This is a genomic window from Caviibacterium pharyngocola, from assembly GCF_002795405.1.
Lineage (GTDB): Bacteria > Pseudomonadota > Gammaproteobacteria > Enterobacterales > Pasteurellaceae > Caviibacterium > Caviibacterium pharyngocola.
This window is the reverse complement of sequence record NZ_PHGZ01000014.1, coordinates 1-23,542: the sequence shown is the minus strand read 5'-3', so window position 1 is coordinate 23,542 and position 23,542 is coordinate 1. Positions and strand designations below refer to the sequence as shown.

The 23,542-nt window shown below is 40.2% G+C and carries 29 protein-coding genes; 1 reads left to right on the top strand and 28 read right to left on the bottom strand.

Translation table 11 applies throughout. The features are described 5' to 3' along the window. Nucleotides 1-5: 5 nt before the first annotated feature. From CVP04_RS07415 to CVP04_RS07300, 23 genes are all read right to left on the bottom strand, one after another. A complete protein-coding gene (locus tag CVP04_RS07415; RefSeq protein WP_100296884.1) occupies nt 6-326 on the bottom strand; it encodes a hypothetical protein in 321 nt (106 codons plus the stop codon). Continuing rightward, nucleotides 301-759: a hypothetical protein gene (locus CVP04_RS07410; protein WP_100296883.1), complete on the bottom strand. Its 459-nt coding sequence runs from the start codon at nt 757-759 to the stop codon at nt 301-303. Before CVP04_RS07410 ends, CVP04_RS07415 begins: the two co-directional genes overlap by 26 nt. After that, nucleotides 759-3,587, bottom strand: coding sequence for a conjugative transfer ATPase (locus CVP04_RS07405; protein ID WP_100296900.1), 2,829 nt, complete (start codon nt 3,585-3,587; stop codon nt 759-761). Before CVP04_RS07405 ends, CVP04_RS07410 begins: the two co-directional genes overlap by 1 nt. 2 nt (nt 3,588-3,589) lie before the next feature. Then, complete coding sequence (locus CVP04_RS07400; RefSeq protein ID WP_100296882.1) at nt 3,590-3,994, bottom strand: TIGR03751 family conjugal transfer lipoprotein; 405 nt, start codon at nt 3,992-3,994, stop codon at nt 3,590-3,592. Nucleotides 3,995-4,004: 10 nt separating this feature from the next. Continuing rightward, nucleotides 4,005-5,480 carry a TIGR03752 family integrating conjugative element protein gene (locus CVP04_RS07395; RefSeq protein ID WP_100296881.1) on the bottom strand — a complete coding sequence of 492 codons (1,476 nt, stop codon included), beginning with the start codon at nt 5,478-5,480 and terminating at the stop codon, nt 4,005-4,007. 9 nt (nt 5,481-5,489) lie between these two features. Beyond that, on the bottom strand, nt 5,490-6,431 hold the full coding sequence (locus CVP04_RS07390; protein WP_100296880.1) for a TIGR03749 family integrating conjugative element protein: 942 nt from the start codon (nt 6,429-6,431) through the stop codon (nt 5,490-5,492). Beyond that, nucleotides 6,431-7,072, bottom strand: a complete 642-nt coding sequence (locus CVP04_RS07385) for a PFL_4703 family integrating conjugative element protein (protein ID WP_100296879.1) — start codon at nt 7,070-7,072, stop codon at nt 6,431-6,433. The genes CVP04_RS07390 and CVP04_RS07385 overlap by 1 nt, the downstream gene beginning before the upstream one ends. A 2-nt stretch (nt 7,073-7,074) precedes the next feature. Then, on the bottom strand, nt 7,075-7,443 hold the full coding sequence (locus CVP04_RS07380) for a TIGR03750 family conjugal transfer protein (RefSeq protein WP_100296878.1): 369 nt from the start codon (nt 7,441-7,443) through the stop codon (nt 7,075-7,077). 21 nt (nt 7,444-7,464) lie between these two features. Then, nucleotides 7,465-7,854, bottom strand: a complete 390-nt coding sequence (locus CVP04_RS07375) for a DUF2976 domain-containing protein (RefSeq protein WP_100296877.1) — start codon at nt 7,852-7,854, stop codon at nt 7,465-7,467. 20 nt (nt 7,855-7,874) lie between these two features. Further along, nucleotides 7,875-8,111, bottom strand: a complete 237-nt coding sequence (locus tag CVP04_RS07370) for a DUF3262 family protein (RefSeq protein WP_100296876.1) — start codon at nt 8,109-8,111, stop codon at nt 7,875-7,877. A gap of 11 nt (nt 8,112-8,122) precedes the next feature. Further along, on the bottom strand, nt 8,123-8,455 hold the full coding sequence (locus CVP04_RS07365; protein ID WP_100296875.1) for an integrative conjugative element protein, RAQPRD family: 333 nt from the start codon (nt 8,453-8,455) through the stop codon (nt 8,123-8,125). A 194-nt stretch (nt 8,456-8,649) separates the two neighbouring features. After that, the gene (locus CVP04_RS07360) at nt 8,650-9,345 is read right to left on the bottom strand and encodes a TIGR03747 family integrating conjugative element membrane protein (protein WP_100296874.1); all 696 of its coding nucleotides are present in this window, start codon (nt 9,343-9,345) and stop codon (nt 8,650-8,652) included. Then, nucleotides 9,345-9,695 (bottom strand): hemophilus-specific protein, encoded by a 351-nt coding sequence (locus tag CVP04_RS07355; RefSeq protein ID WP_100296873.1) that lies wholly within the window; start codon nt 9,693-9,695, stop codon nt 9,345-9,347. Before CVP04_RS07355 ends, CVP04_RS07360 begins: the two co-directional genes overlap by 1 nt. Nucleotides 9,696-9,704: 9 nt before the next feature. Next, the gene (traD, locus tag CVP04_RS07350) at nt 9,705-11,942 is read right to left on the bottom strand and encodes a type IV conjugative transfer system coupling protein TraD (protein WP_100296872.1); all 2,238 of its coding nucleotides are present in this window, start codon (nt 11,940-11,942) and stop codon (nt 9,705-9,707) included. Between the two features lie 15 nt (nt 11,943-11,957). Continuing rightward, nucleotides 11,958-12,470 carry an integrating conjugative element protein gene (locus tag CVP04_RS07345; RefSeq protein ID WP_100296871.1) on the bottom strand — a complete coding sequence of 171 codons (513 nt, stop codon included), beginning with the start codon at nt 12,468-12,470 and terminating at the stop codon, nt 11,958-11,960. 97 nt (nt 12,471-12,567) lie between these two features. After that, entirely contained in the window at nt 12,568-13,341 is a 774-nt protein-coding gene (locus CVP04_RS07340) for a lytic murein transglycosylase (RefSeq protein WP_100296870.1), read from the bottom strand. Further along, nucleotides 13,320-14,078 (bottom strand): TIGR03759 family integrating conjugative element protein, encoded by a 759-nt coding sequence (locus tag CVP04_RS07335; protein ID WP_100296869.1) that lies wholly within the window; start codon nt 14,076-14,078, stop codon nt 13,320-13,322. The genes CVP04_RS07340 and CVP04_RS07335 overlap by 22 nt, the downstream gene beginning before the upstream one ends. A 2-nt stretch (nt 14,079-14,080) precedes the next feature. After that, nucleotides 14,081-14,713 (bottom strand): PFGI-1 class ICE element type IV pilus protein PilL2, encoded by a 633-nt coding sequence (pilL2, locus tag CVP04_RS07330; protein WP_100296868.1) that lies wholly within the window; start codon nt 14,711-14,713, stop codon nt 14,081-14,083. A 211-nt stretch (nt 14,714-14,924) separates the two neighbouring features. Beyond that, on the bottom strand, nt 14,925-15,410 hold the full coding sequence (locus CVP04_RS07325) for a JAB domain-containing protein (protein ID WP_100296867.1): 486 nt from the start codon (nt 15,408-15,410) through the stop codon (nt 14,925-14,927). A 100-nt stretch (nt 15,411-15,510) separates the two neighbouring features. Further along, a complete protein-coding gene (locus tag CVP04_RS07320; protein WP_100296866.1) occupies nt 15,511-15,744 on the bottom strand; it encodes a hypothetical protein in 234 nt (77 codons plus the stop codon). Nucleotides 15,745-16,152: 408 nt separating this feature from the next. Next, nucleotides 16,153-16,602: an STY4534 family ICE replication protein gene (locus tag CVP04_RS07310; protein ID WP_100296864.1), complete on the bottom strand. Its 450-nt coding sequence runs from the start codon at nt 16,600-16,602 to the stop codon at nt 16,153-16,155. Nucleotides 16,603-17,403: 801 nt separating this feature from the next. Continuing rightward, nucleotides 17,404-19,449 carry a DNA topoisomerase III gene (locus CVP04_RS07305; protein ID WP_100296863.1) on the bottom strand — a complete coding sequence of 682 codons (2,046 nt, stop codon included), beginning with the start codon at nt 19,447-19,449 and terminating at the stop codon, nt 17,404-17,406. 134 nt (nt 19,450-19,583) lie between these two features. After that, nucleotides 19,584-20,111, bottom strand: coding sequence for a hemophilus-specific protein (locus CVP04_RS07300; RefSeq protein ID WP_100296862.1), 528 nt, complete (start codon nt 20,109-20,111; stop codon nt 19,584-19,586). A gap of 94 nt (nt 20,112-20,205) precedes the next feature. Here CVP04_RS07300 and CVP04_RS07295 point away from each other — a divergent pair, with 94 nt between their 5' ends. Beyond that, nucleotides 20,206-20,853, top strand: coding sequence for a plasmid fertility inhibition factor family protein (locus CVP04_RS07295; protein ID WP_100296861.1), 648 nt, complete (start codon nt 20,206-20,208; stop codon nt 20,851-20,853). A 337-nt stretch (nt 20,854-21,190) separates the two neighbouring features. On the opposite strand, the gene ssb is transcribed toward CVP04_RS07295, so the two are convergent. The 5 genes from ssb to CVP04_RS12245 all read right to left on the bottom strand — a co-directional run. Next, entirely contained in the window at nt 21,191-21,658 is a 468-nt protein-coding gene (gene ssb, locus CVP04_RS07290) for a single-stranded DNA-binding protein (protein ID WP_100296860.1), read from the bottom strand. 310 nt (nt 21,659-21,968) lie between these two features. Further along, nucleotides 21,969-22,436, bottom strand: a complete 468-nt coding sequence (locus CVP04_RS07285) for a DUF3158 family protein (RefSeq protein ID WP_243385185.1) — start codon at nt 22,434-22,436, stop codon at nt 21,969-21,971. Continuing rightward, on the bottom strand, nt 22,417-22,590 hold the full coding sequence (locus CVP04_RS12250) for a hypothetical protein (protein WP_165772781.1): 174 nt from the start codon (nt 22,588-22,590) through the stop codon (nt 22,417-22,419). The genes CVP04_RS07285 and CVP04_RS12250 overlap by 20 nt, the downstream gene beginning before the upstream one ends. Next, on the bottom strand, nt 22,590-23,351 hold the full coding sequence (locus CVP04_RS07280; RefSeq protein WP_100296858.1) for a PFL_4669 family integrating conjugative element protein: 762 nt from the start codon (nt 23,349-23,351) through the stop codon (nt 22,590-22,592). Before CVP04_RS07280 ends, CVP04_RS12250 begins: the two co-directional genes overlap by 1 nt. After that, a partial coding sequence (locus CVP04_RS12245; protein WP_165772780.1) for a hypothetical protein occupies nt 23,341-23,542 on the bottom strand: 202 nt, incomplete at its 5' end. The genes CVP04_RS12245 and CVP04_RS07280, both read right to left, overlap by 11 nt.

Below are 23,542 nucleotides of genomic sequence, written 5' to 3'. Positions count from 1 at the left end.
CTGATTCAACCAATGATGTAGAGAATATTCAGTATTTCAAATAGTGAGATACCGAATACCAATAGTCCGATTGCTTTGCCGGATACTGGTTGATGTCTATGAATGGTGTACACTAAGCCGCCGACAATACAATAAATGCCTAAGCGAACCAGTATCCACACAAATTTGGTTTGCTGAAACCAGTGCTGCAGATTTACACTTGGAAAAAAGGTCACAGCAATATAACCGAAGAAAACTGTAGCCAATACCACAGAAATCACAATACCGACGATCCAAAGTGCGTTTTTTAGCCATCTTGCGTTATGAATTGATTTTACCGGTTTCATCGATCCTTTCTCCCTGCTTATCCACAGATTTTGTGGATAAGTGTATAACGGTATGTTCTAGCTTTAGTTCCTGTGATAACAATTCGGTAAACCAATATGCATCAATATGATCGGCAATATCAATTTGCCACCGCACCGGCCAAGGCTCGTTTTCTGTTGGTATTGTTAATTTAAAACGTCCGGCGATATTTAATAGCAAATGAATTTTATCTTGTTCACCAACCAGTTGTACCGCCCACATTCCTTGCTGCAATATACGGTGCGGATAGATGTTCAAAGATTTTCCTTGCCCAATTTTTGCCTGGATAAGGTGACAAAATTGAATCAAATCTGAGCGCACTTGGTCAGAAAAAAAGGATAAAGCCTGTATTCTTGGACCGACATTGAATAACCGATGATGTTCAATAATTTGTTCTGCCTCTCTTGTTTCCATTATTCAATCCCCCGGTTCTTATCTATGCGTTTTGCAACCATTAAGGCTGCATCGAGTTCGCTGCAATGATGTTCCATCATTAATTGACGGCGTTCTGCTTTCTCGTGTTTTTCAGTCATACCTAGGGCTAAGAATAAGCTCGGCGGTACAACGCGAAATAAAGCCTCCATATTGGTTGCTAACACCACACCTTCCGTATATTTTTTATCGGCTTTTTTTGCTGATAACAGCATTGTTTTTTGAGCATCCGTCAACCGTCTAAAACGGTTGACTTCTTCGACCTCATCGTTGGAAAGGTTCAGTAATTCCCACCATTCCAACATACTGAGTAATTTGCTAGCTTCATTTGGGAAGTCATCCATATTTTGTGTGGCCAACCATAACCAAATCCCCAATTTACGCCACATTTTGGAGCCCTTAGTCAAAAATTTGGCTAAAAGCGGATTAACGGTAATAATGTGTGATTCGTCCGTTACATTGACTATCGGTCTAAAGCTGTGCTGATATTTTTCGCCCAAGCTATTGATGTGATTAATCAATGAAATATAGGAAATCGCCAGTTCTGCTTCATAACCATCACGGGCAAACATTGCTAAGTCCACAAGCGTAATATCCGCTTCTGGCCAGATTTCACCGGAACGATTGAAAAATCGACCGTTTACTCCAGTACAAAACATTTCCATCGCTTCTGCCATTTCTGCGGCACGTGGACGACGTTCTTCACGCACATTATCGCTACGGCTCAACGCATCTAAAGCTTGTTGTACATCACCGGTTAATGTTTGTCGGTCTTCCTGATGACTTTTTTGAGTAGCCATTAAAATAGCTCGTCGGATCATCGCCCGATCAGCGCGGCTCATTTTTTCGTCTTCTTTGGTTTCGCCGCCAGTAATCATTAATCGTGCAGTTAATTCCATTTCAGAAAGTAAGTCACGTTGTTCATCGCCATTTTCTTCGTCATCATCGGTATCTTCCGGGACATCTTCAACGTCCACATCCATTTCTAATAAACGATGAGCTTCCGCAAATAATGGCAATACAATATCACTGCTTGGTGAGAGTGAAATACGATTTACACTCAATCCGTAGCGTTCTGCATAATCGGCAAATAAACCAAAAGAATTACCGGCTTCCACAATAAAAAGACGTGGACGATGAATCGCCATTACTTGAGCCATTTGAGCATTGAGCGTAGCCGATTTCCCAGAGCCTGTTGGACCGAGTAGCAATTTGTGTCCATTTTTAGAACGATCTTTTGGATTTAACGGATCGAAATCAAAAGGGGCACCACCACGATTAAAATAGGTAATGCCCGGATGTCCGGTACCAGTTTCACGACCAAATACTGGCAACATACTGGCAATGTGCTGTACAAAGAAATATTTGGTGTAATAGCGACTCTTTGCATCCTGTTGTGGGTTAAAATTCATCGGCAACCAGCGCAAATAGCTATTTAGCGGTGCAATTTCTGAACCCTCTTTGACCGGTACCAGATTATTACTGAGCAAAATGGTGCGTAAATCCCGGCTGCGATCACGCAGCTGTTTTTCTGTTTCACCGCGTAAATAAAACGCCATTGAAGTAGGATACAGTTTATGTTTATCTTTGAGATATTCTGTTACTGTATTACAGTCTTGTTTAAGGTACCTTGATTCAAAATTATCGCCTACTGCGCGGCTACTGAGTTTTTCTAAATGGGCTTCTAATTTATCCTGTGGCGAGATAACTACGGAAATGACCATAATGGTTGATTCCGGCATAAGATCAAAAAGTGCGTTGATATTACGTCCGCGAACTACTTCGCCAGTCATATGTCCGGTACCGGGAGCCTTACGCAAATTATCCACTACTATAACTTCGTGGGGTTGTTCATCAAAATACCAATATTGTGATTTACTTTGTGGTTGACTATAAAATAACGTTTCACTGAAATCCTGCCACATTAATGGGATATTATCCGTATCTGCGCCGTTATTTGTGCCGAGCAGATGATAGCATTCATTATTACTCAAACCTGAAAAATTACGGCTTGGATTGGGATTAAACCAACGTAACAACCACTGATGAATATTGTGGTGGTTTTGCCGTTCGGTTTGCAATCCGGCGGTCGCTAGAGCACCATTGATGCGATCACAGGCATTATTTAGCTGATCGATAGCATCAAATTGTTCATTGCTGTCCACATAACGGTAAATAACCATTCGAGTCTTGCGGATACGACCTGACCACGCGGTATTTGTTACTCGGTCATCAATAAACAATCCCTCTGGTTTACTGATGTCATTTAGGTGCTTTTCCATAGTATTGAGCCAGTTTTCAGTAAATGCACTGCCTTTGGCTGACGGACTAATATATTGTTTCAGATTATCAACATAGGGCTTCAAATCGGTTTCATCTTGGCAATAAAATTGCACTACATAGGGGTTTATATCAAATTCATCAAAACTGTCTTGAATTGCGTCCTTAACCAAAGTACGAATGCGATTCAAATAATCATTGCTACGTCCTTCTGTGCCAATCGGTTTAATATCAAAAACCGCTCCTACGCTACGACCATCGTCAAGCAACATCACTTGCTCATTTTCCAAATATTCCGACCAAGGCAAATGATCGATAAAAGACGGTTCTTTCCCGTAAATTGTGGCGAGATGTTTTCTCTGAGTGAGCTTACCGCTTCGACCATAGCTAGGCGGTAATACTTGTGTTTTTTCGACCGCACTTTCATTCTCGCTTGGGGTATCAAGTGCGGCAGATGGTGCTACATTCTCATTGACCAGAGCCTTATTTGTTGGGGAAGATAAAAATAGATCTTTGAGTGCTGAGAGCATAATCATAACCCTCTGGTACGTTCACCCGGTTGAGCGTATTGTGTCCGTCCATAGAATGGAATGATGGTTGAATAGCCTGGTATCGGCATTTGTTCGGCAGATGACGTCAAATGCGGATACACATACATAATCAAATCCGGATTTGGTAAACGCGGAAATAAGCTATTGGCTTCGTTTTCTGCGGTACGGGTATAGCTTTTTTGTTCGTTTGGCGAAATATAATTTACCGGATCAAGCAAACGGTTATCCTGGCTACGATAAAGCTGTAACTGACTGTCTTGTCCACTTCCTCTTTGCCAAATATCACGCATTGTTTCGCCATTAGTCGGCAATAAATCCTCTTGTGATGTAGAACAGGCGGTTAATGTCAATAAGGCGACACCGGCGAATAACATTTTAAGTTTCATTGTATTCTCCTTAATCCAATTTGCTAGAACTAGATACTTGCGTATATTTCACTTTACGATTACCGGTATCGTAATCAATGGCAATTTGTTGGCTGATATGAATGGCTACGTTATGGCCAGGTGGCACATAGATGGCATCGAATGTTTGACCGAAACGTTGTCTGACCCAATCTGCGGTCTCACGTAACCCACCGCCGAGTGCTTGCCCAAGAATAAATTTACCTTGTTCTCCTGTTACGGCTCCTACAATGCTATTACCATCAACCACCGTTGTAGTTTGAGATTGTGATAGTCCTTGGGCTGCCGCGGCTGCGCCAGACAAGAAAAAATTTGTGGTAAGATATTCTGGGGCATTGGTTTTTCGTTTACCCGGTACACAAGGAATACCGCTGTTATCTGATAACCAACCAAGACTACCTTGATTTCCTGAAGAAACCGTATTTGAGCCTCCCTGCGATACTGTATTGATACGACCATCTTGGAAAACAAAGGTAAAGCTGGTAATCGTGCCTCTTACACAGGAAAGTGTCCAATCGCCGGTCGCATTGCCGGAAACAATCGCTCCCTCAATATCCGGTAGTTCAATCCCGTTAGCCATTAGGTTTTCTCTACTGATCAGTAATTTAAACGGATAGGGTTCAGTCACATTATTATTAATCGGTACACGTCCCACTAAAGCAGTCATTGCAGTCGCCCCCATTAAGGTGGAGTTATCCGGAATGGTATAAAATGGCGTGCTGTGTCGATTAAAGGTACTATTAATGGCATTACCGATTGCATTGCCGGATGTTTCATCGGTATTTGGCATTAGAGGGAGTCCTTTGGTGCTACTTGAACTGTTTTTATTGTTGCCAGAAAAATCATTTGGAAAACCGAACTTTGCTGTGCCACTTACATTGTCAAGCAAGACATTCCCATTACCATCAAGACCAACGCGATCACTTGGTTCAACCCATTGCATACCATAGGCTTCCGGCATATTACCATTCACGCTATATTCACTATTACCTACAGCAATGCCACCAGTTTGCCCTTGAACCGCAACATTTTCTCCATTTGGATGGACTAACTGATTTTTTGCCGTTTCCAGTTGCCCCCGTAAGGTCTGAATTTCATTAAGCAAGCCTTGTGTTTCGGCTCGAACTGCTTCGCCGATTTGGTAGTCAAGATTGTTGTTTTTATCTCGTAAACGATCATTTTCTCGATTTAGTTGTTCATTTTGAGCAATGATTTCTTCTACTTTTTTGTTATTGGATTTGACTGTACCAATTAAGGTTCGCACGGTATCTTGCGGTGTATCGCCCTCGATTCCCATTGCTCGGAGTTCTTCCGGTGTTAAGTCTTTTAAGGAAATATCTAATACATCACGCGAGTTATCCGGATCTTGACGCGTTGAACCCGTACCACCAAATAAGAACCAAATGATCCCACCGACCATCGCAACGACGATGGCGATAATAACAAAAAACATTTTATTAGCTTTCATCTCAACCTCCTAATATTGCGGTTCAATAACGGTACTTGTCGTTGGTGTTGGCTGTGGCGTTGATGATGTCGTTGTCGGGGAGGTACTCACCACTTTAGTCACTTTTACTGTTTTCTTCACTTTGATTTTCTTAGGGGTAGTATACTTTTGAGCTTCCGGAATAATCGCTTTATCGGCAAAACCCTCTGTCACTAAATACAAGGTTGTGGTATCTTCATTACTACCGTAACCACCAAGCCAATGATGTTGGAATGTTGCCGCATAAAAACGACCTTGCAGCTCACGCGGATCAAGGGTAATTCTGGAGCTACCACGATTTTGTAAACGAATAGCCGTGACGACGTAATTGTCCAGTTGCCAGCTCATCAACGGAACGGCTTGAATAGAATACGCCGGAAGCAATGTGGTAATTTTAGCCGGTAAGCGATGAGCTACTTGACGTACGCCATTTAACGGTTCAACGGTACGTAATGGAGCATAGAGCATTTGAGCAGCATAACGGGTCAAGACTGCCGGTACAGGTAAATTAGGACGAACGTCCATCATATTAATCGGGTCGTCTTGTTGTACATTTGAATTGGTTTGCTTAGCCACACTTTCGTTATACAAAAAACGGATCGATTCTTGAGGGTTAGCCACTTTATTTTTAGCCATCACATCAAGTAAAATCATTTCACCGGTACTGACATCACGCAGTTGTAATCGGGTACTTGGAAATTCAGCGGATGCTTCAAGATAAACCGCCCCACCGGTGGATTGAATACGGAGTTTATCTTTTAATTCAGGCGGATAACCAACACGTACATTTTTATCGACAAAAATAATACGTTCGGTTTTGACCTGTAAATCAATCGGTAACGGTGTTCGCTCCCATTTCATCAGGATTTCTGCTTGAGCCATTGGAATGGCTGTTAATGCTAATAGCGGTAATAAATATTGTGATGTTTTCATTATTTCGCTCCCTCTGTGGATTCAACCCCCTCTAGGCGTAACGGTGTTGAACTGTAACAGTTAAATCCAAGCCCCCACGGATTACGTTGCATATCTACATCCATACGCACAATACTGATAGGGAATCGGGTAAATACGCGTTTTACCGGCTCATCTTGGAAATATTCATCGACACTTAAATCTAAATTGACAATCCAGCTGTCTCGGCTCAAAACTTGAACTTTATCATCGCTAAAACCACGACCGATAATTTCATAGATTCCGCGAGTACGGTCACGCAATTCACCGTAACGCTGTCTATCCGCATAATCTTGTTGTAAAAATCGTTGGCATCCAGGGGTAAGTAGTGGTTGTAAATTTTCAATATTGTTTTTGTAATCCACTTGGCCGTTTACCGTCCAACGATTAAGTTGTTGAAAAGTTTGGTAGGCAAATGCGTACACGGTGGAATTAGGCACTTCCCACCAAGGGCGTTGGCTGCCGGATCGCAAATCAGGTGGATTAAATATTTGTAGTCTATCAGGTGCAGTAAAAATCACGCCGATTAAACACAGACAAATGACACCCAATACACCGATGATGAACCGTAGTGTGTTGATATGGCTGCGTTTCTCGTTAATGGCTCCTTTTAATTGGCTCACTATTATTTCCCCCATTGTCTGCGAGTTGCCCAAAATCCATCACGTTCGATAAATCGCCCACCGGATAGCCAATTATCCATTTTGACTTCAATCAAACGATTCAAATAGGCTTCCGGTTTACCGCGTTTCATTCTAGCAACCACACTTTTACCGATTAAAACAGTCACGATACATAGGAGCATTGCTAATGCCGGCATTAGTAACCAAAAACCGGTTAATATCCATAGAAAGAGACCGACTATTAAACCGATGACAAAACCAATCACGGCAGAGATACCGAACTCGGTAACTGTCATTCCACCGTACACCGTTGCTTCACGATTAAGTCTCGTAGGTAAAAAGGCAATATCTTCTTCTACTGAAGTGCTCATAGTCGATCTCCATAACGATGTTTAGAATAGATCTACTGCGAGTTTGACTAACCACAAGCAGAAGAAAATAACGATAAAGCCGATAATTAAGGCAACAATAAAATGTCCCCAACCTTTTTTACCATTTTCAGAAGTTGCTTCGTTGTAGATACTGATCAGTGCTTTAACGACCACAAAAATTGAACCGGCAGCTAAGAGTACCGCAGCGAGCGTAACTAATGATTTTGCAACAATGGTAATAATTTCAATCGGATCTTTCGTGGTACTATCAACACCGGGGATTTTGAACTCTGGAATTTTTGACGCATCCGGCCCAGCTGCTAATGCTTGTTGAGTCGCCCCCCACAGTAACAACATTACGCTAAGATAATGTTGAGAGAGTTTTTGAAAGAATGATTTAATTTTGTTCATAATGAACTCCTTTTTATTTACTAGTAGATAAAAAATAAGATGAGACAGATGAGTAATGCTAGTCCTTTGAGAACGAGAATGAGAAATGACCATATCGTGCCGTTTCCAAGTGTAAATCCCTTGAAACCGCTATTGACTGCCCAGGCATAAGCCAGCAAAACTCCGGCAACAAAAATCACCGTTAATACAATTTTTAAACTGGTTGGATTCATTCCACTAGCAGTTTCAAATACTTCAATCGGGCTTGTTCCGGACATCACAAAGCTCCTTATTTAGTGGTACGTTGCTTACTGTAATCTTCAGTCAAGGTACGCATTGCTTTCGGATCACGAGGAATTGCACGACTTGGATTGATATATTGGTTGATACCAGCTTTAATCGTATTTATATCGCGTTCGGCAGCGGCATAATCGAAATATTCGCGGGTTTTCGGCGAAGTGGATGCTTCTTTTAAGGCTCGTTTGAGTGAAAGTTTAGCGGCATCCAATTGTTTCATTGCCTGGGTGAGTTGTTCCTGTTCGGTAGCAGATACCGAAACCGAAAAAGTGAATACGGATAATGCGATAACAATGAGTTTGCCAAAATGATGTTGTGTTTTCATCGGTACTCCTAAATCGTCTATTTAAGATGATGACAGAGTGCCAAAAAAATACCTGAAACTTAATGGAAAATTCACTCTTACAAGAAAAGAGTTTTTCATCGAATTCGAATTAATAGAAGCTCGAAAAAAACGGCATTAAAGCTGAAATCTTAATGCCGAATGCGAGTTGAATAACATCGAGTGTTATTTTGTTATTATAAATATTTTTTAAAGCTAGCTGCGGTGATACAAATAGACAAGCCGAATAAGGTGGCTGCCGGAGCGATAATGAATATTGGGTAGATAGAAAATGGAATAGACAAATAAATTATCCAAGTGCCAATCATAATCGGCATAATCCAACGGCGTGCTTTATGGTATAGAAAACTGGACTCTCGTCCCGCTCCAAATTTACGTAGATCACGCAACATTAACCCCTCTGTTAGTCCGGCAATCGCTGTGAGAAAAAATAGCGGACTGGTAAAGATAATAATGAACAGCCGAATAATAAAGGTAATGACTACATAAATAATAGCCTCAATATAGGCTCTGGCATTGTGATAAATCCAATATTCCCAGTTTCCCATTGCTTGTGGGTTGGATAACCATTGACTCAACCCTGTGATTTCAAATAACCAATAATGCACAAATCGAATTACCGATTGTGCCAGCTCAAGAGGCGTATGGTTAAAAATTGGTAAGGTTAAATTTTCCGATAACCATAGCATTTCACTGACCATCATTTGTTGGCTGTGACGATGTCCTTCCTCATTCCAAACTAAGGCAATTCCAATCCACTCAAATATGAGACTAAAAAATAATGAGATTGTCAATGTCGCCAAAAGTGCGGAAGCACGATGGCAGAAGCGTTTTTTATCTTTTGCCGTTAGTGACCTAGATTGTTCGCTCATCACTGTACCTTATCTTGCGAATTAAGTTGGCATTGTACGAGAACATAGCTGTTTTCAAGTTGGTCGAAGCGAATAACGAAAGCAAAAAATGGGTGGTCATCCATTGATTTGGGCATATTGACAGCCTGAGTTGTCCAAAGACTGATATGTTCGGACGCATATTTTTCAGCAAAACCTTGCAACGTATAGCGGTTGGCAAACCAATCTTTAAAATACTCGTGACATCTATCCAATAATTCCACTTGATTAGAGAGTCCGCAGGAGGCCATAAACTCGCCATCAAAATCAATATGAATAGTTGGTAAATTTAAAATATTGACATCATTTTTACTGATCATTCCATCAACCATATTATCCCCTTATTCGTCATCTATTGTGATCATATCGATTTCGGTGCTAGTGTCATCATCAATCGCTGGCACATCAATTTCACTTAATGCCGCCTTTTCATAATCGGCATCCGCTACTTTGGGCTTACCCATTCCGCTCATCATTGCCTCAAAATTCTTTGCGGTCTCTTGTGACGGTGCATATTCAGTGAAGGCAGATTCCCACCAATTTGTGACAACGTGGTAATTTTTTCGCATATAATTTGCTAATTCCTGTAACGACTGTGGCATTACATCGTCTTTGTCAACTGCCGGTAGCGGCATTCTTATTTTCCACAATTTACTACCGTCTAACAAGGCAAATGCCTGGCCTTTCGGTAAATTCATTACGTTCGCCTCAGTGACCATTTGTACATCTTTCGATAACACTCGATCCCCGGTGTTAGAGGTAAATACTTTATCATCATCGGGATTGCTGGAATCTGTTGAGCCTGAGTTCACCATACTTTGCAAGATAGTAACGGTAAATAATTGATTCGTCAGTAATTGAGCCGTCGCCGGTTCTTTTACTCGTAGCATAATGAGTGTGTTGAAGTTACCGATAGTTTGTCCGGCTTTAGCGCGATTGCCGAGTCGGGCTTCAATATCAGAGAGTGTTTGGGTATAGGCGGTAACTTGCACACCGGCACCACCGCCTTTATTGATCAGAGGAATAAATTCATCGCCCATTAATTCGTTAAATTCATCACAGTGTAGATTGATTTTGATTTGTTGCGGTTTATTGCGAAATGTGGCCGGTAATCCCTCATCTGCCCCAAATTTATAAATATGACCAGCCATTGAGACCAAATCAGCAAACATTGAATTACCTACGGCAGATGCAACGGTTGCATCCGATAATGCATCTAATCCCACATAGACAATACCACGTTTACGGATAATAGCTTCCCAATCAAAAATTGGGCGTTCGTCTTGTACATTCGAATAATCTGGTGAGAGCAGTTCTGAAATTTTACCGGTGGTTAATTTCTCCAGTAATGGCAGCAGTGAAGCTACGATTTTATCAAAGTAAGTTTTATCGTATCGTACTGCACTTGCCAGTCCTTCAAGAATAGGATCGAATACCTTGTTTTCCAAAATGTATTGGTTGATAACTGCAATGAGTGGTCGCTCTTTCATACTGAAAGACAGATTTTTAATATCTATATTTGCCGCAATTTCAACCAAATTACCCCATAAGCTGAGGTCTTGTTTATCAAAATATGTCTTAGCGTAATCCAAGAATAGCGAGTCAATATTTTGTACATAACGGGAAATAAGCAAATAATCTGGACGGCGCCCAAGCTCAACCAAAGCACGAGCCACAATATTGACGAATCGCCAGGCAAATTCCTTAAAGGCAGCAGAATTCCCAGCTCCGCTGAGTTGCCCGGAAATACGCCCGGCAACTTCAGAAACACGACCGAAGCGACCAACCGCATTATAACGGGCAGAAATTTCCGGATATCCCAAATGAAAAATATAAAATTCATTTTCGCGACCAGCCCGTTTGGCTTCCGCATACATTCGTTTGAGCATATCTGCATCACCTTTGGGGTCAAAAAATACCACAACTTCGCGTTCTTCGGGTGTTTTACCACGATGAATATCTTGAGTAACAAGTACCTCGGCTAAACGCGTTTTACCTACCCGGGTAGTGCCAAAAACGACCGTATGTCCGACTCGAGCACTAATATTTTGCACAACGTCTATTTCGTTTGGTTCTATACCGTGAATAGCCGGAATTCCCTCAACCGGTGGCAATGGTTTAACTGGATTCCAAAAGGATTGGCTAGACGTGAATTTTGTGAACGTATTGTCATATTTCTTTTCCAATTCCCGGGCAAATTTAAATAACTTGGACGGCTTGAGATAAGCACTACCACGGGCGGTAAAGCAATCGTGCAACCGCTGAGTGTGTTTTGGCTCCCACTCAAAGCCTTTACCCAAGAATAAGAATTTTCTGCTGACCGGAATTTGTTTACTGGTCATTGCATAATGGGGTAAACGTTTGAGATTTCGGTGATAACGAACGATCTTCCAACCTTGGCGAAAACGGCGGATAGCAAGTGCCGCAAAAATTGAACCAAAACCATAGCCAATACTTGGATGCAATGCCAAAGACCAAGGTGCTGCAATGCAAATAAAACCACAACTGCTATGAACAATCGCCGGGTAAAATTCTACCGGTGGTCGCAACAAGGCTTCTATCAGATGTCTATCACTCATTTTCTAACTCCGATTTCATTGTGATAACCCTGTCGCCGTCATTAATACAGGATAATGGAATAATTGGATACGCTCAGCTAAATCATCTGCTGATGATGGCAATAATGTGAGCTCCGGCACAACTGCTCGTAGCTGCATTAATTCATCCAGGTCTTTGACATTGACCACTAAACCAACGGCATTTAAGTTTTTCAATTTAGTCGCATTGAGTTCAAGCCAGTGAAAAGAGATTGAATCGTAACCCACAAGAAAAATAGGTTGCATCCCTGCTAAATCTAATGTTCTTGATTGTACGGTACCGGGTGTTAATTGGTGTGAGATGATCGGCAACATATCGGCTTCAGTAATTTGTGCCGGTAAAGCATTAGGGTGTGGTGTCGCATTTTCATCGTGTTCCGGTTGGATACCCTCATAAAAACGTACCGCACTTTCACCACCAAGATCGGCAATGACTTGAAGTTCTGCATAGCTGAAATGGCAAAAATAGATACACAATGTCGTTAACATAATCCATTTTGATAATTTCATTATTCCCCCTAAATATGAAACAAGGCAAAATGTAAGATTAGGCAGAATATGGTTGAAAAATACAGAAACACCATAATTATATTTCCCTAGATAAGTGCTATTGTGGATTGATCCAAACCAAATCATCTAATCCGTCATTACGGCGTTGTAGTGTTTTCGGTTGAACCCAAACGATAGTGTTATCGTTAGGCTCAACCCAATTTAGATTTTTGGCTAACTGTACTGATGATTGAGCTGTTATAAAGTTGGCTTCCGCTTTGTTTTGTTCGTAACGTCTTTTTTGATATGCAATAAATCCAGAAACAGTCATACCCCGTTTCATTCCATTAAGCCGCATATTACGAATATCATCTGCGGTTGCTTTTCCCTGTAATGCTCGATGAAAACCATCTAATCCGATGTTATGTGCCATATAAAGGTTTGCGTCGCTGATGGTGATACCTCGCTCTCTAAATTGATCGATGTGCCATCTGGCTAATAATCCAGTTGCAAGGGTATTAATATATTTATTCCGACGGGGATCGGCTCTGGTTCCTTTATTTCTAATATCAACAAGTCGCATTCCAATCGCCTTACCCTCGGGTTTTGCAGCCAACCAATTCCAAGTACCCATTGTAAATTGACCCACACCAGTAGCTCCCGTAGGGGAAATATTGTCATACCAGCCATCTTCCATTTTAATTAAGCCTCGCAACATTGCTTCACTCACTCGGTAACGTTGGGCGGAGTGTCGAATATAACCGTCAACTTCCGCACCAAATCCTTGGAAAATCTTAGGTGAATTGCTTTTTGCTTCAACTGTATTAATAGAGAATGCCGACAATACAAATGTACAGAACAAAGCTTTCGTTAATAGATGATTGACTGCCATTGACCATCTCCCTGCACCTGAAACGCAACCGGCATTTTACCGTTGCCATTTCTTAGCCAATAACCAGAATCGTGATTAAGGGTAATTTGGCGAGATTTTACTTTTGCCGGGTCAATATGGTGTTTGGTTGCCCATTTACGAATGGCTTCATCATTGCCGGAGCTGCCAACCACATAGATATCAATCGGTGTTTTATTATTGGCATAGGTCAAGATCCGGTGAATATCTGTTTCACATTTTTCACAGTCATCTAAGCGAGTGAAATAATAAATACGCCCAGTCGCTTGTGAAACGTGTGGTTCCACTTCAAAGGGTAATTGGTTCGGATACAGTCGTTGGAAAGCCTGATCGTAAGCGCGTTGAAAAGCTAATTCTTTTTCAACTCGTTCATATTCTTTTTTAGCAAGTAATTCCGCATAACGACGGCGTTCTGCATCCGTTTTTGCTTCCACGCCGAGTGTTGTCAAGGGATCAAGATTTGGTGACCAATAGCTACGTTCATAATTTTTAATTTCCAAATAACGCTGCCATTCTGTTTCAGTTAATCCCCAACGTTGGGCTTGCTCGCGATTTTTTTGCTGTTGAATATTATCGGAATTAAGTGAATAGGTATCTAAAGCTTGCTGATTGACCGAATGCGTTGCGGTTGGTGTCATATTTGTACGTTGCTCCGCAGCTAAAACAGATTGAGTACAGACTAATCCAGTCAAGGCAAGATAGAAAATAGAATTGCGCATAATTATTCCTCAATCACTTCTGTTGTTGTGGTAATCATTTCCACTGCTTTTGATTCCGGTTGGTCATAAATAACGGCTCGTGGTTTAAAGCATACAATTCGTTGAATATCATTCAAAGTCAATTCATAAGCCGGTCCAGCTAACATTTGCAAGGCTTCACGTAATTTCATCGGACCAAATTGGTAATGAATTTGTGGCAATGAACGAGAAAATAGCGTTGGCACTTCGCTTGGGGTGGTTGGAGTAAATCCGGCACATAAACTAAGTCCGGTATTTTTCAGTGTGGCTTGTAACCCTTGTTCAACCGTTGCATTGAAGACTTTTCTATTACGTTGCGGTACATTTACTGTGACGAGTTGATCGAGTAAATAACGTTGTCCTAATTCAGGTGATACACTGACCAAAGTATAACGTCCGTACCGTACAATTTCAGGGTGACTTTGGAAAGGTGATTGATATAAATCTGGAGTAATAGTGCGAGCACTAGGATCGTTTTTCTCAATAGGAATTAATGCCGGTTTAGGAGTATCCGGGAGAGGAAAAATTTCTGTGGAACCTTGTTGAGTTTTATTTACATTGGTACACGCAACTAAGAAAAATACGGAAAGTGTGGTCAAAATTAGTGATTTTTTCATAATTCCTCCAAATACCTGTTTGAATTAGGTTACTATGGAGAAATTCCTTGAAAATTTGAATAATTTATTGTTTTAGGTTTTGAGATAGATTTTGGGGATATTAAAGAAAAAAGCATACCACCAGAATACGATGGTATGCTTTTTAATATTTTTTCGCAAGCAGAATCGGTAGTATAGTTTCTGCCCGCGTAATAATGTCCATTTTCCTTATTTACATATCAGATTGTTCAAGAAAGGAATAGTGGTCATTAGGTGCGACTACAATATGATCGATAATACGAATATCAACAAGCTCACAAGCTTGTTTGATTTTTTGTGTGATTAGTTGATCTGACTGACTTGGTGTGACATCACCAGATGGGTGATTATGCGACAGTATTGCTGCAGCGGCGTTTAGTTGAAGCCCACGTTTTATGATTTCTCGAGGATAAACTGATGTGGTATTAATCGAACCTTGAAACATAATTTCTGCTTTAATCAGACAATGTTTGTTATCTAAAAAAATCACAAGAAATTCCTCCCGTTCACTAAAGCCGATTTTGGCCGAGCAAAATTTGATGGCGGAATCAGAAGTATTAAAAATGATTTCCTTGTTGGAACGATAAACTACTGGATTTTCACGTAGTATTTCTTCAAGAAGCGCAGTCGCTTTCTGTAGTTTTTCTTGCCAAGTAGATTGATTATGTTGAGTATTCATAGTGATATTCTCCAAAAATTAAGGGGAATATCACCCCTAAGGGAAATAATTTTCCCCTTGGGTAAATGAGAAGAACCTCAGTAATACTGAGGTTCCGACATTAAAGAAGTTGATAAGTATAAATGCCAATGGATGGTGATTTGACACCTAATCGTTTAAAAAATCGATAGAGAGTCACAAACACCATATCACTGCCGACGCCTTTAATGACAACGGCATCGCCACTACCATCATTGTTGACTTTTTCTTCGATTACATTTGCGATATCCCGAGTGATATTGATAATTTTTCCCTCACCTTCAATCTCAATGTAGAATGCAATGTGTCGAATCAAACCGTTGCGACTTACTTTTTTATAGCAACTTTGATTATATTTTGTTCGTCTTTATGACGAATGAGATAGTCTATAATACTCATAGATATTCTCCTAAAAAAGAAAGGGAACATTTTCCATTGGAAAATATTTCCCAATGGGTAAGAATGACTTAATCTTTCTGTGTATTTAGATTGATGTCCACTAGATTAAAAGTAATTGTAACAAGTATAATGCTAACTAATAATGCAGCGACCAATCTAAATTGCTTAAGGTTTTCAAAGAGTATTTGAATGTTAAACACTTGCTCTATTACACCTAATAGAGTAAATATCACCAAGCATAAAGTTAAAAAAATGCTGATTTTTAAACACATAGTGTTTTCTCCTTGTAAAAGAAAGACCCACACGAATGTAGGTCTTAGGTCAATTAATTAACTGATTCAGCTTGAGCAGGTGTTTCAGTCGGTTTAGGTTCTTGGTATTTGAGTTCACCATCAATTTTGATAGATTTTACTCGAATCAAGCGGGCTTTTAAGCTTACGCCAACATCACCTTTTTTATGCCATTCAGAATCTTTGGCATAGGTAAATGTATCTGTCCAAAGATCGGCTAACACAAAACTGATAAGCACTTTTCTCTTACCATTGACCGCTTGTTCACATTTTCTGATGAGTTTTTCCGCCTCCGCACCATTTACGTTACAGTCAAAGTAACGATATTCAGGTTTAGAGCTTTCGCCAGTTAATGCGGCAATACGGCAAGATAAATATTTGCCACCTTTTTTCAATTCCACTTCGCGAATATCGTTCAAATAGCCGATACCTTGAGTGTGTAAGTTGAAATAAGATTTAGCTGATTGTTGGGTTTGAGTGTTCATAATGTTTCTCCTAATATAAAAAAGCGGAGAAACATCTCTACCCAACACGGGCAAAACGTTCCCCGCTCGGGTAAAAATCGGTTGTATAGGTGGCACGCCATTACTGATGTTCAGTAACGAGTCCCTTGCTGCGTGCTAGGGTACATTGGGGGCTGTGAGTTCAACTACCTTGGTCAGGCTAGTCCGTCGCTTTGCAAGAACTCCGCAACTTTTAAGGGCAGTTAACACTGCGACTTAATGGCTTCACTGTAATCAGATGTCATTTAAATTGTAAGTAGAAATTGTTTTTCGGATTCCGTAAGTTTTCAAAAAGCAAAAACCGCTGATAAAAATTTACCAGCGGTTTTTTTTCGAATAAATCATAAATCAAGGTGGGCCATATAATTCGTTACGGGAACGAAATCATCTTCGTCACAATGCTTTCATTCTTTGGCGAGTTACCCGATTACTTAGTGGCCTATAATCGGTATAGCTGTGGCATCTTTCGACACAAACGGCACCCAATGTTTCACCTGAGGGCACAGGCAAGGACAAGAGTGCGAATGGCTGTAAAACAAAAAATACTGGTAAAATATTCTTTATTTTACAGCCATTCGCTCGACAAGGCGTAGATAGATTTAAGAGTTCTATCTAAAAGACTAGGTGGCACGCCATCTCAGAAGTGTGTCAAGACTAGGTTGAGATGAGTCCCTTTCTGCGTGCTAGGGTACATTTTGGCTAGTGTTGCATATTGATAACCGACAATATGCCAACGGCTCTTTATAAAAAATACTAGCAAAATAGAACAAGTTTGTAAAGAATCTAATTCAGGTGCTGACGCAGTTGTTTCAGTTGGTCTGAAACGCTGACATTACGCGTTCCTTGTTTACGGCTGCTGCCTTGTTTTGATTTCGTGGTTTTATCCGCTTCTTTGTGTTGGCATTGCGGATAACCGGTGCAGCCCCAAAATGTGCCTTTCTCGTGCTTAATTTTTCGCATTGGCTTACCGCATTCAGGACATTTCCGTACCTCGATATTTCCTATTTGCATTCCTTGTTCCATACACTGTTTCATCAAATAACGGATAAATTGTGATTGTTTTGCCATAAAATCGTCGAGACTTAGTGTTCCCTCGGCAATTTGATTGAGAGCCTGCTCCCAAAGTGCGGTCAACCCCGGATCTTTTAATACCGTTGGCAGACTATTCACTAACGCTACCCCCTCAGCACTGGCATTGATATTTTTGCCTTTTTTTACCAAATAACCACGCTTGAATAATCCCTCAATAGTCGGTGCACGAGTGGCTTCTGTACCCAATCCCTCGGTTTCTCGCAGTTGTTGCTTCAATCTTGGATCGGTAACAAAGCGTGCCGCATTTTTCATTGCGGACAATAGCGTTCCCTCGTTATAGGGCTTCGGTGGCTGAGTTTGCAACGATTTAACTTCCGTATCGACCACCTTACATTGCTGATTAACATTGAGTGGGGGTAAGCCTTGTTTAGTTTCATCGGTATTCTCTTCTAAGGTTTTTCCTAATAGGGATTTCCAGCCGGGTTTCACCATCACATTGCCGTGGGCAATTAGGCTATGTCCACCGCTTTCAAACGTGGCAACGGTTTTATCGGTTTCACAAGGTGGCAGGAATTGAGCAAGATAATGTAATCGCACTAACTGATAAACTTTGAGTTCACTGTCATTCATTTTACTAATATCCACACGCCCAAAGGTCGGAATAATACCGTGGTGAGCAGAGATTTTCTTATCGTTCCAGGCACGAGATTTTAGAGAGGAATCTAATTTGCTCACAATAGGCTTTAATTGCGGGTCAGCGGTGGCTAGAGCTTGAATAACCTTTGGCACTTCTGCAAGCTGCGATTCGGGCAGATAGCCACAATCGGTACGAGGGTAGGTGGTTGCTTTATGAGTTTCATAAAGCGATTGAGCAATATCAAGTACCTGTTGTGCACCAAAACCAAATAAGCGGTTACAGGTAGTTTGTAAGCTGCTTAAACTAAACAGTAACGGTGGGCTTTCTTTTTCACGTTTAGTTTCCACCGAAAGGACTTTGGCTGAGCCAGCTTGTCGAATAGCTTGATTGGCTTGCTGTATGACGGCAGAATTAAGGCATAACCCATCTTCATCACAATGGTTATCGGGGATCTGATATTGAGCCATAAACTGACCGGCTTGATTAGCAAGTTGCACTAATAATATATAATGATTTTTGGAGACAAAATTCGCAATATCCAGATCTCGTTGTACAACCATTGCTAATGTTGGAGTTTGAACACGCCCAACACTCAATACCCCTTGATAACCTTTTTGCTTAGCAAGTAAGGTAAATAGTCGGGAAAAATTAATTCCTACTAGCCAGTCGGCACGGGAGCGGGCAAGCCCTGCATAATACAATGGTAAAGTTTCCTGATTAGATTTAAGCTGTCCTAGAGCTTTCCGGATACTGGCATCATCAAGTGCAGATAACCAAAGACGCTGGATTTTTCCTCTGAAATTGGCTAAATCCAGTAATTCACGAGCAATAGTTTCTCCCTCTCGATCAATGTCGGTAGCGATTATCACTGCATTGGCTTTTTTCAACAATCCCATTACTACATTGTATTGCTTTTTAGTTTCTTTTTTAGGGGCAAGTTTCCATTGAGAGGGAATAATCGGTAAGGTTTCAAATGTCCATTGTTTCAGTGCAGGATCGTAGTCTTCTGGATTGAATTGTTCAACAAGGTGCCCAACTCCCCAAGTGACTATGATCTGACCGTCAGGTGTAGCAAGACAACCATCTCCCCGTTTTGTTGCGCCTAACACTTTGCCAATATCATTGCCTTGAGATGGCTTTTCACAGAGAAAGAGTTTCATTGTTACCTCGGCTATTCTTTTTATCATTTAGCCAAGTATAAAAAACTGTCTTTATATTGATAGGGAAAATTATTTTCTAGTAGAAAATAAAAATCCCGACCGAAGTCGGGTAAAAACTAAGGAGGTTTTTAAGATTACTTAACTGCACGTTTAAGTCGGGTTTCAGCTTCTTTCAACCAATTTTGGCTACCGCGAACATCATATTGGACAGAAGTTTTATTTTTACCGGCTCGTTCAATCGTGACATCCAAGCTATTCTCAATAGCTATCTCACTATATCCGTATTTTCGTTTCATATCTGAACCAAATTTACCATTCATACGATAATATTGTCCTGGTACGGTTTCAAAAATACGTGCTTTATCTGTTGACCATTGTTCATTCACGGTACTTGCTCCTTGGGAAGTGGGAGCAAAGCCAAATTCACGGCGGATTTTTAAGAATACATCATCAACATTTTGGTTAACCTGAAATTCATTTTTAACCATCTGTATTCCGTTATCGCCTACGGAACTATTGTTAGTTGTACTACTGCTAATACCAAGTGTCTGATTAATTTGTCCTGCTATTTCGCCTACCTTTGTGTTAATAGCACTAAGTTCTGCACAACCAGTAACAAGTACTGCCGAAGTTAGAAATAGAGCGTATTTTAAATAATGCATGTCATTCTCCTTGCAAGTATTTTGTTGATATTCATTTTTTGCAAAAGTGCGGTTAAAATCTACTTAAAACTCTTTTAAGTATGAGGATAAATTGATGGAGTTGCTTAAATTTCCAAATCATAGAACCTTTATTGAACAGCTTGAATGTACTCTACAGAATTACCTAATTTTTGAATTTCAAACTAAAGATAATCGTATGATATATATGAGGCATCCTATTTTTCAATCCCCTAGTGATGAAATAAAGCTCGTATTTGTCCAAGCTGAGAATTTTTTGATAATGTGGAGAAATATGCAATATCCACAAGAGCCTCATCTTAGTTGGGGAAATGAAGATGAATGGAGACACGATTACAAATTTCATTATGCTGAAAAAGGATTCAGCTTTGGACGGATAAATCCCGTTCCGCTAGCCGAAATAAGTTGTAAAGAATATATAAAAAGAATACCTATTTACGAAAAGCGTCTTCTATGGTTTGATAAATTGGTCGGATATTCTGAAGAATACATTTCAGAATGTTCATTTATTAACGGTGTAACTCGAACAATATACTTACTTGCAAATGGAATAAAACAATTTCCAGTTTATGTGTATGGGAAAAGCAATGCTATTTTATTAGCTAAGCATGCTGGTATAACGCCATCATCTTTTTACGATTTAACAGAATTAAATTTAGAACTAGAAAATTTACTTAAAGGGAAAAATCTTTATGAGCCTCTATCTTGGCAAGAGCAGAATTGATAGTTTGCTTGAGCTCATTTAATTCTGAATATGGTGAATCCATAATTAAAGACTGGAAAAATCTCAAATTTTTATGATAGGTATCGTTACATTCCATTGGTAATAAAAGCGTAAAATTACTCATTACATTTAATAATTCATGAGCTTTTTCAATTTCGTTTGAAAAAAGTAGATGCTTAATGCGATTAGCTATTATAGAAGTTATTTGAGTAACATTAGATAAAAATAATAGATCATCACTATAGTTCATTTATTTCCCCATTTAAATACTTGGTGTCCACTTATTTGATTACGCTGGACCAACGTAAAGCTAGTCTCAAATTTACATATATGGAATTCAGAACGGAATTTCATCATCAAAATTATTTAATACTGACTCCCCACCCTGTGGTTGAGATGCTGGTTTTGCTTGAGCATTGGAAAGAGGATAGTTCTGCTCTGCACCATAATTATTCCCTTGATTATTAGCATTACGGCCACCCAACATTTGTAACACATCACCTTGAATTTCAGTCGTATAGCGCTCTTGTCCATTTTGATCTTGCCATTTACGTGTACGTAAACGACCTTCTATATAGACTTGTGAACCTTTATGGAGATATTGATCAACGATTTCAGCTTGACGGCGATAAAATACAATACGATGCCATTCAGTCTGTTCACGTTTTTCGCCGGTATTTTTGTCTGTCCACTGTTCACTGGTCGCAATGCTTAACATCGCGACAGCATCACCGTTTGGCATTACTCGCATATCTGGCTCATTACCAAGATGACCAACAATCGTTACTTTATTTACACCGCTCATAATGTTCTCCTTAGCTTTGTTTAAAAGGGAAAATTGTTTTTCAAAATGATTTTTGCATAATTGCATTCTGCTGTTTAAGCAAAAATTGAGCAGCTAACTTAGAGAATTTTTACCTTATAGTAGAGATGATTTAATTAAAGGGTAAGGGAAATGGGTTAAGGGGAATGCCGAAAAATTCTGAGCCATTTTTCGTCAATAAGGGAGCTCCGCTCCCTTACCTTTAAAAGGCCTTTTATGTCAGACTTTGCAAACTGACATAATCAGGCTTTACAAACATAATCTGTCAGGCATTAAAAATATCCAATTACGACTACTGAATATCTAAATGCTCAATTTTTTGGGCACATTCTTTCAGCTGCCGCAGCATAAAATTCAGTATTGACATTTGCATATTGATAAGTACCCGATCTTTTTCAGCTGCGACAAGTTTTTGACGAATCGAGAGTGGTTGATTTTTATCTGCTACAATCTTTCTCCACATAATATTGCCGGTACCGGTATTCGTCAGATAACGCCAACGTAAAAACGTCCCACCAGATGAAGATGCTTTATCTCGAATCAGTGTAATTGGTAAGATATTGAGTTCACTGGTTTTCAATGTTGTTATCATTTCAGATTGTTGTTCAATCAACCATTGCCGTACTTGATGAAGTTGTTCATATTGGAACTCATAGTCAGAGACCTGCTGCAATTCGCTAAATAGAGCTTTCATTGCGGCATTCAGCGGTGTTTTTTTGGCAAATTCTCGATACATATCATCAGGAATTAGTCCGTTCATTATTTTTCTCCTTTAGCTGCTCATTCTGATTAATATCTGAGTTTTCAGTCAGTACAGCTTGTTCCGTAGGAGATTCCAAGATGAAATCTCCAAGCGGATTTCCCATTTGGGCGACTGCTTTATCTAAGGTAGTAAAATCAATGTTTAGTTTCATTATTTATCGCTATTAGGTTGAGCTGCAACATTCATTTGAACATCAGTATCATTGTTTTCTGAATAGTTACGTTGGTTTTTAATTAATGGGGCAAATTCAGCACGTAATTCACCGGAAAGCACATCAGGTGGTAATTCATATCCCATACGTTGTATTGCAGCTTGATAACGGGCATTATTTTCTGCGGCATCTTGACGAGTAATGCCACTATGTTTGTAGTGTTCAACCACGCCAAAACATTGACGGATTAGCTTAGCTCCCTCTTCTAACCACTCTTGAGCATCACCACGTGTAATCAAGGCTAAATGGCTGGCGATCATTGCCGCACGAGCCAAACCATCGTAATCGCCAAGCAGGTAGAGTAGTTGGTAACCTAATTGCGAATTGATGTGGATAGCGTAACTAACTGGTGTTACGTTGGCGCTACGTTCGATTTCAAAGTTTTCCGGTAGTCTGTCCATATAGAGATCAACAACTTGCTGTACCAGCTTTTGCATTTCTTCCCGGTAAGCGATGACTTTTTCTTCAAACTGTAACAGGTAATCATCCGCATAAGGATCATTTTCTGAAGCATCACGTTGGATTTGTGAAAGCAATCCAAGACAGTTCGGTACACTGAGAATAGATGAGATGGTTATATTACCTTTATTATCGCGTTTTAGCTCTCGTCCCATCCACAGATAATGAGCATACTTGGTATGTAAGGTAAAGGTAATTTCGCTGCGTAAAGGGCCTAGGGATTTGGAATTATTATTTGCCATAGTAGATACCTCGTTGTTGAGAATAAGTTGTTTGTTCGCTGGTGCCAGTGGCACCACTGTTTATTTTTTGTTCGCTGGAAAGGGGCTTTCCACTGTTTATTTTTTGTTCACTGGAAAGGGGCTTTCCACTGTTTATTTTTTGTTCGCTGGTTTCAGTGGAACTGTTGTTTGTTTTTTTATCACTGTTTCCA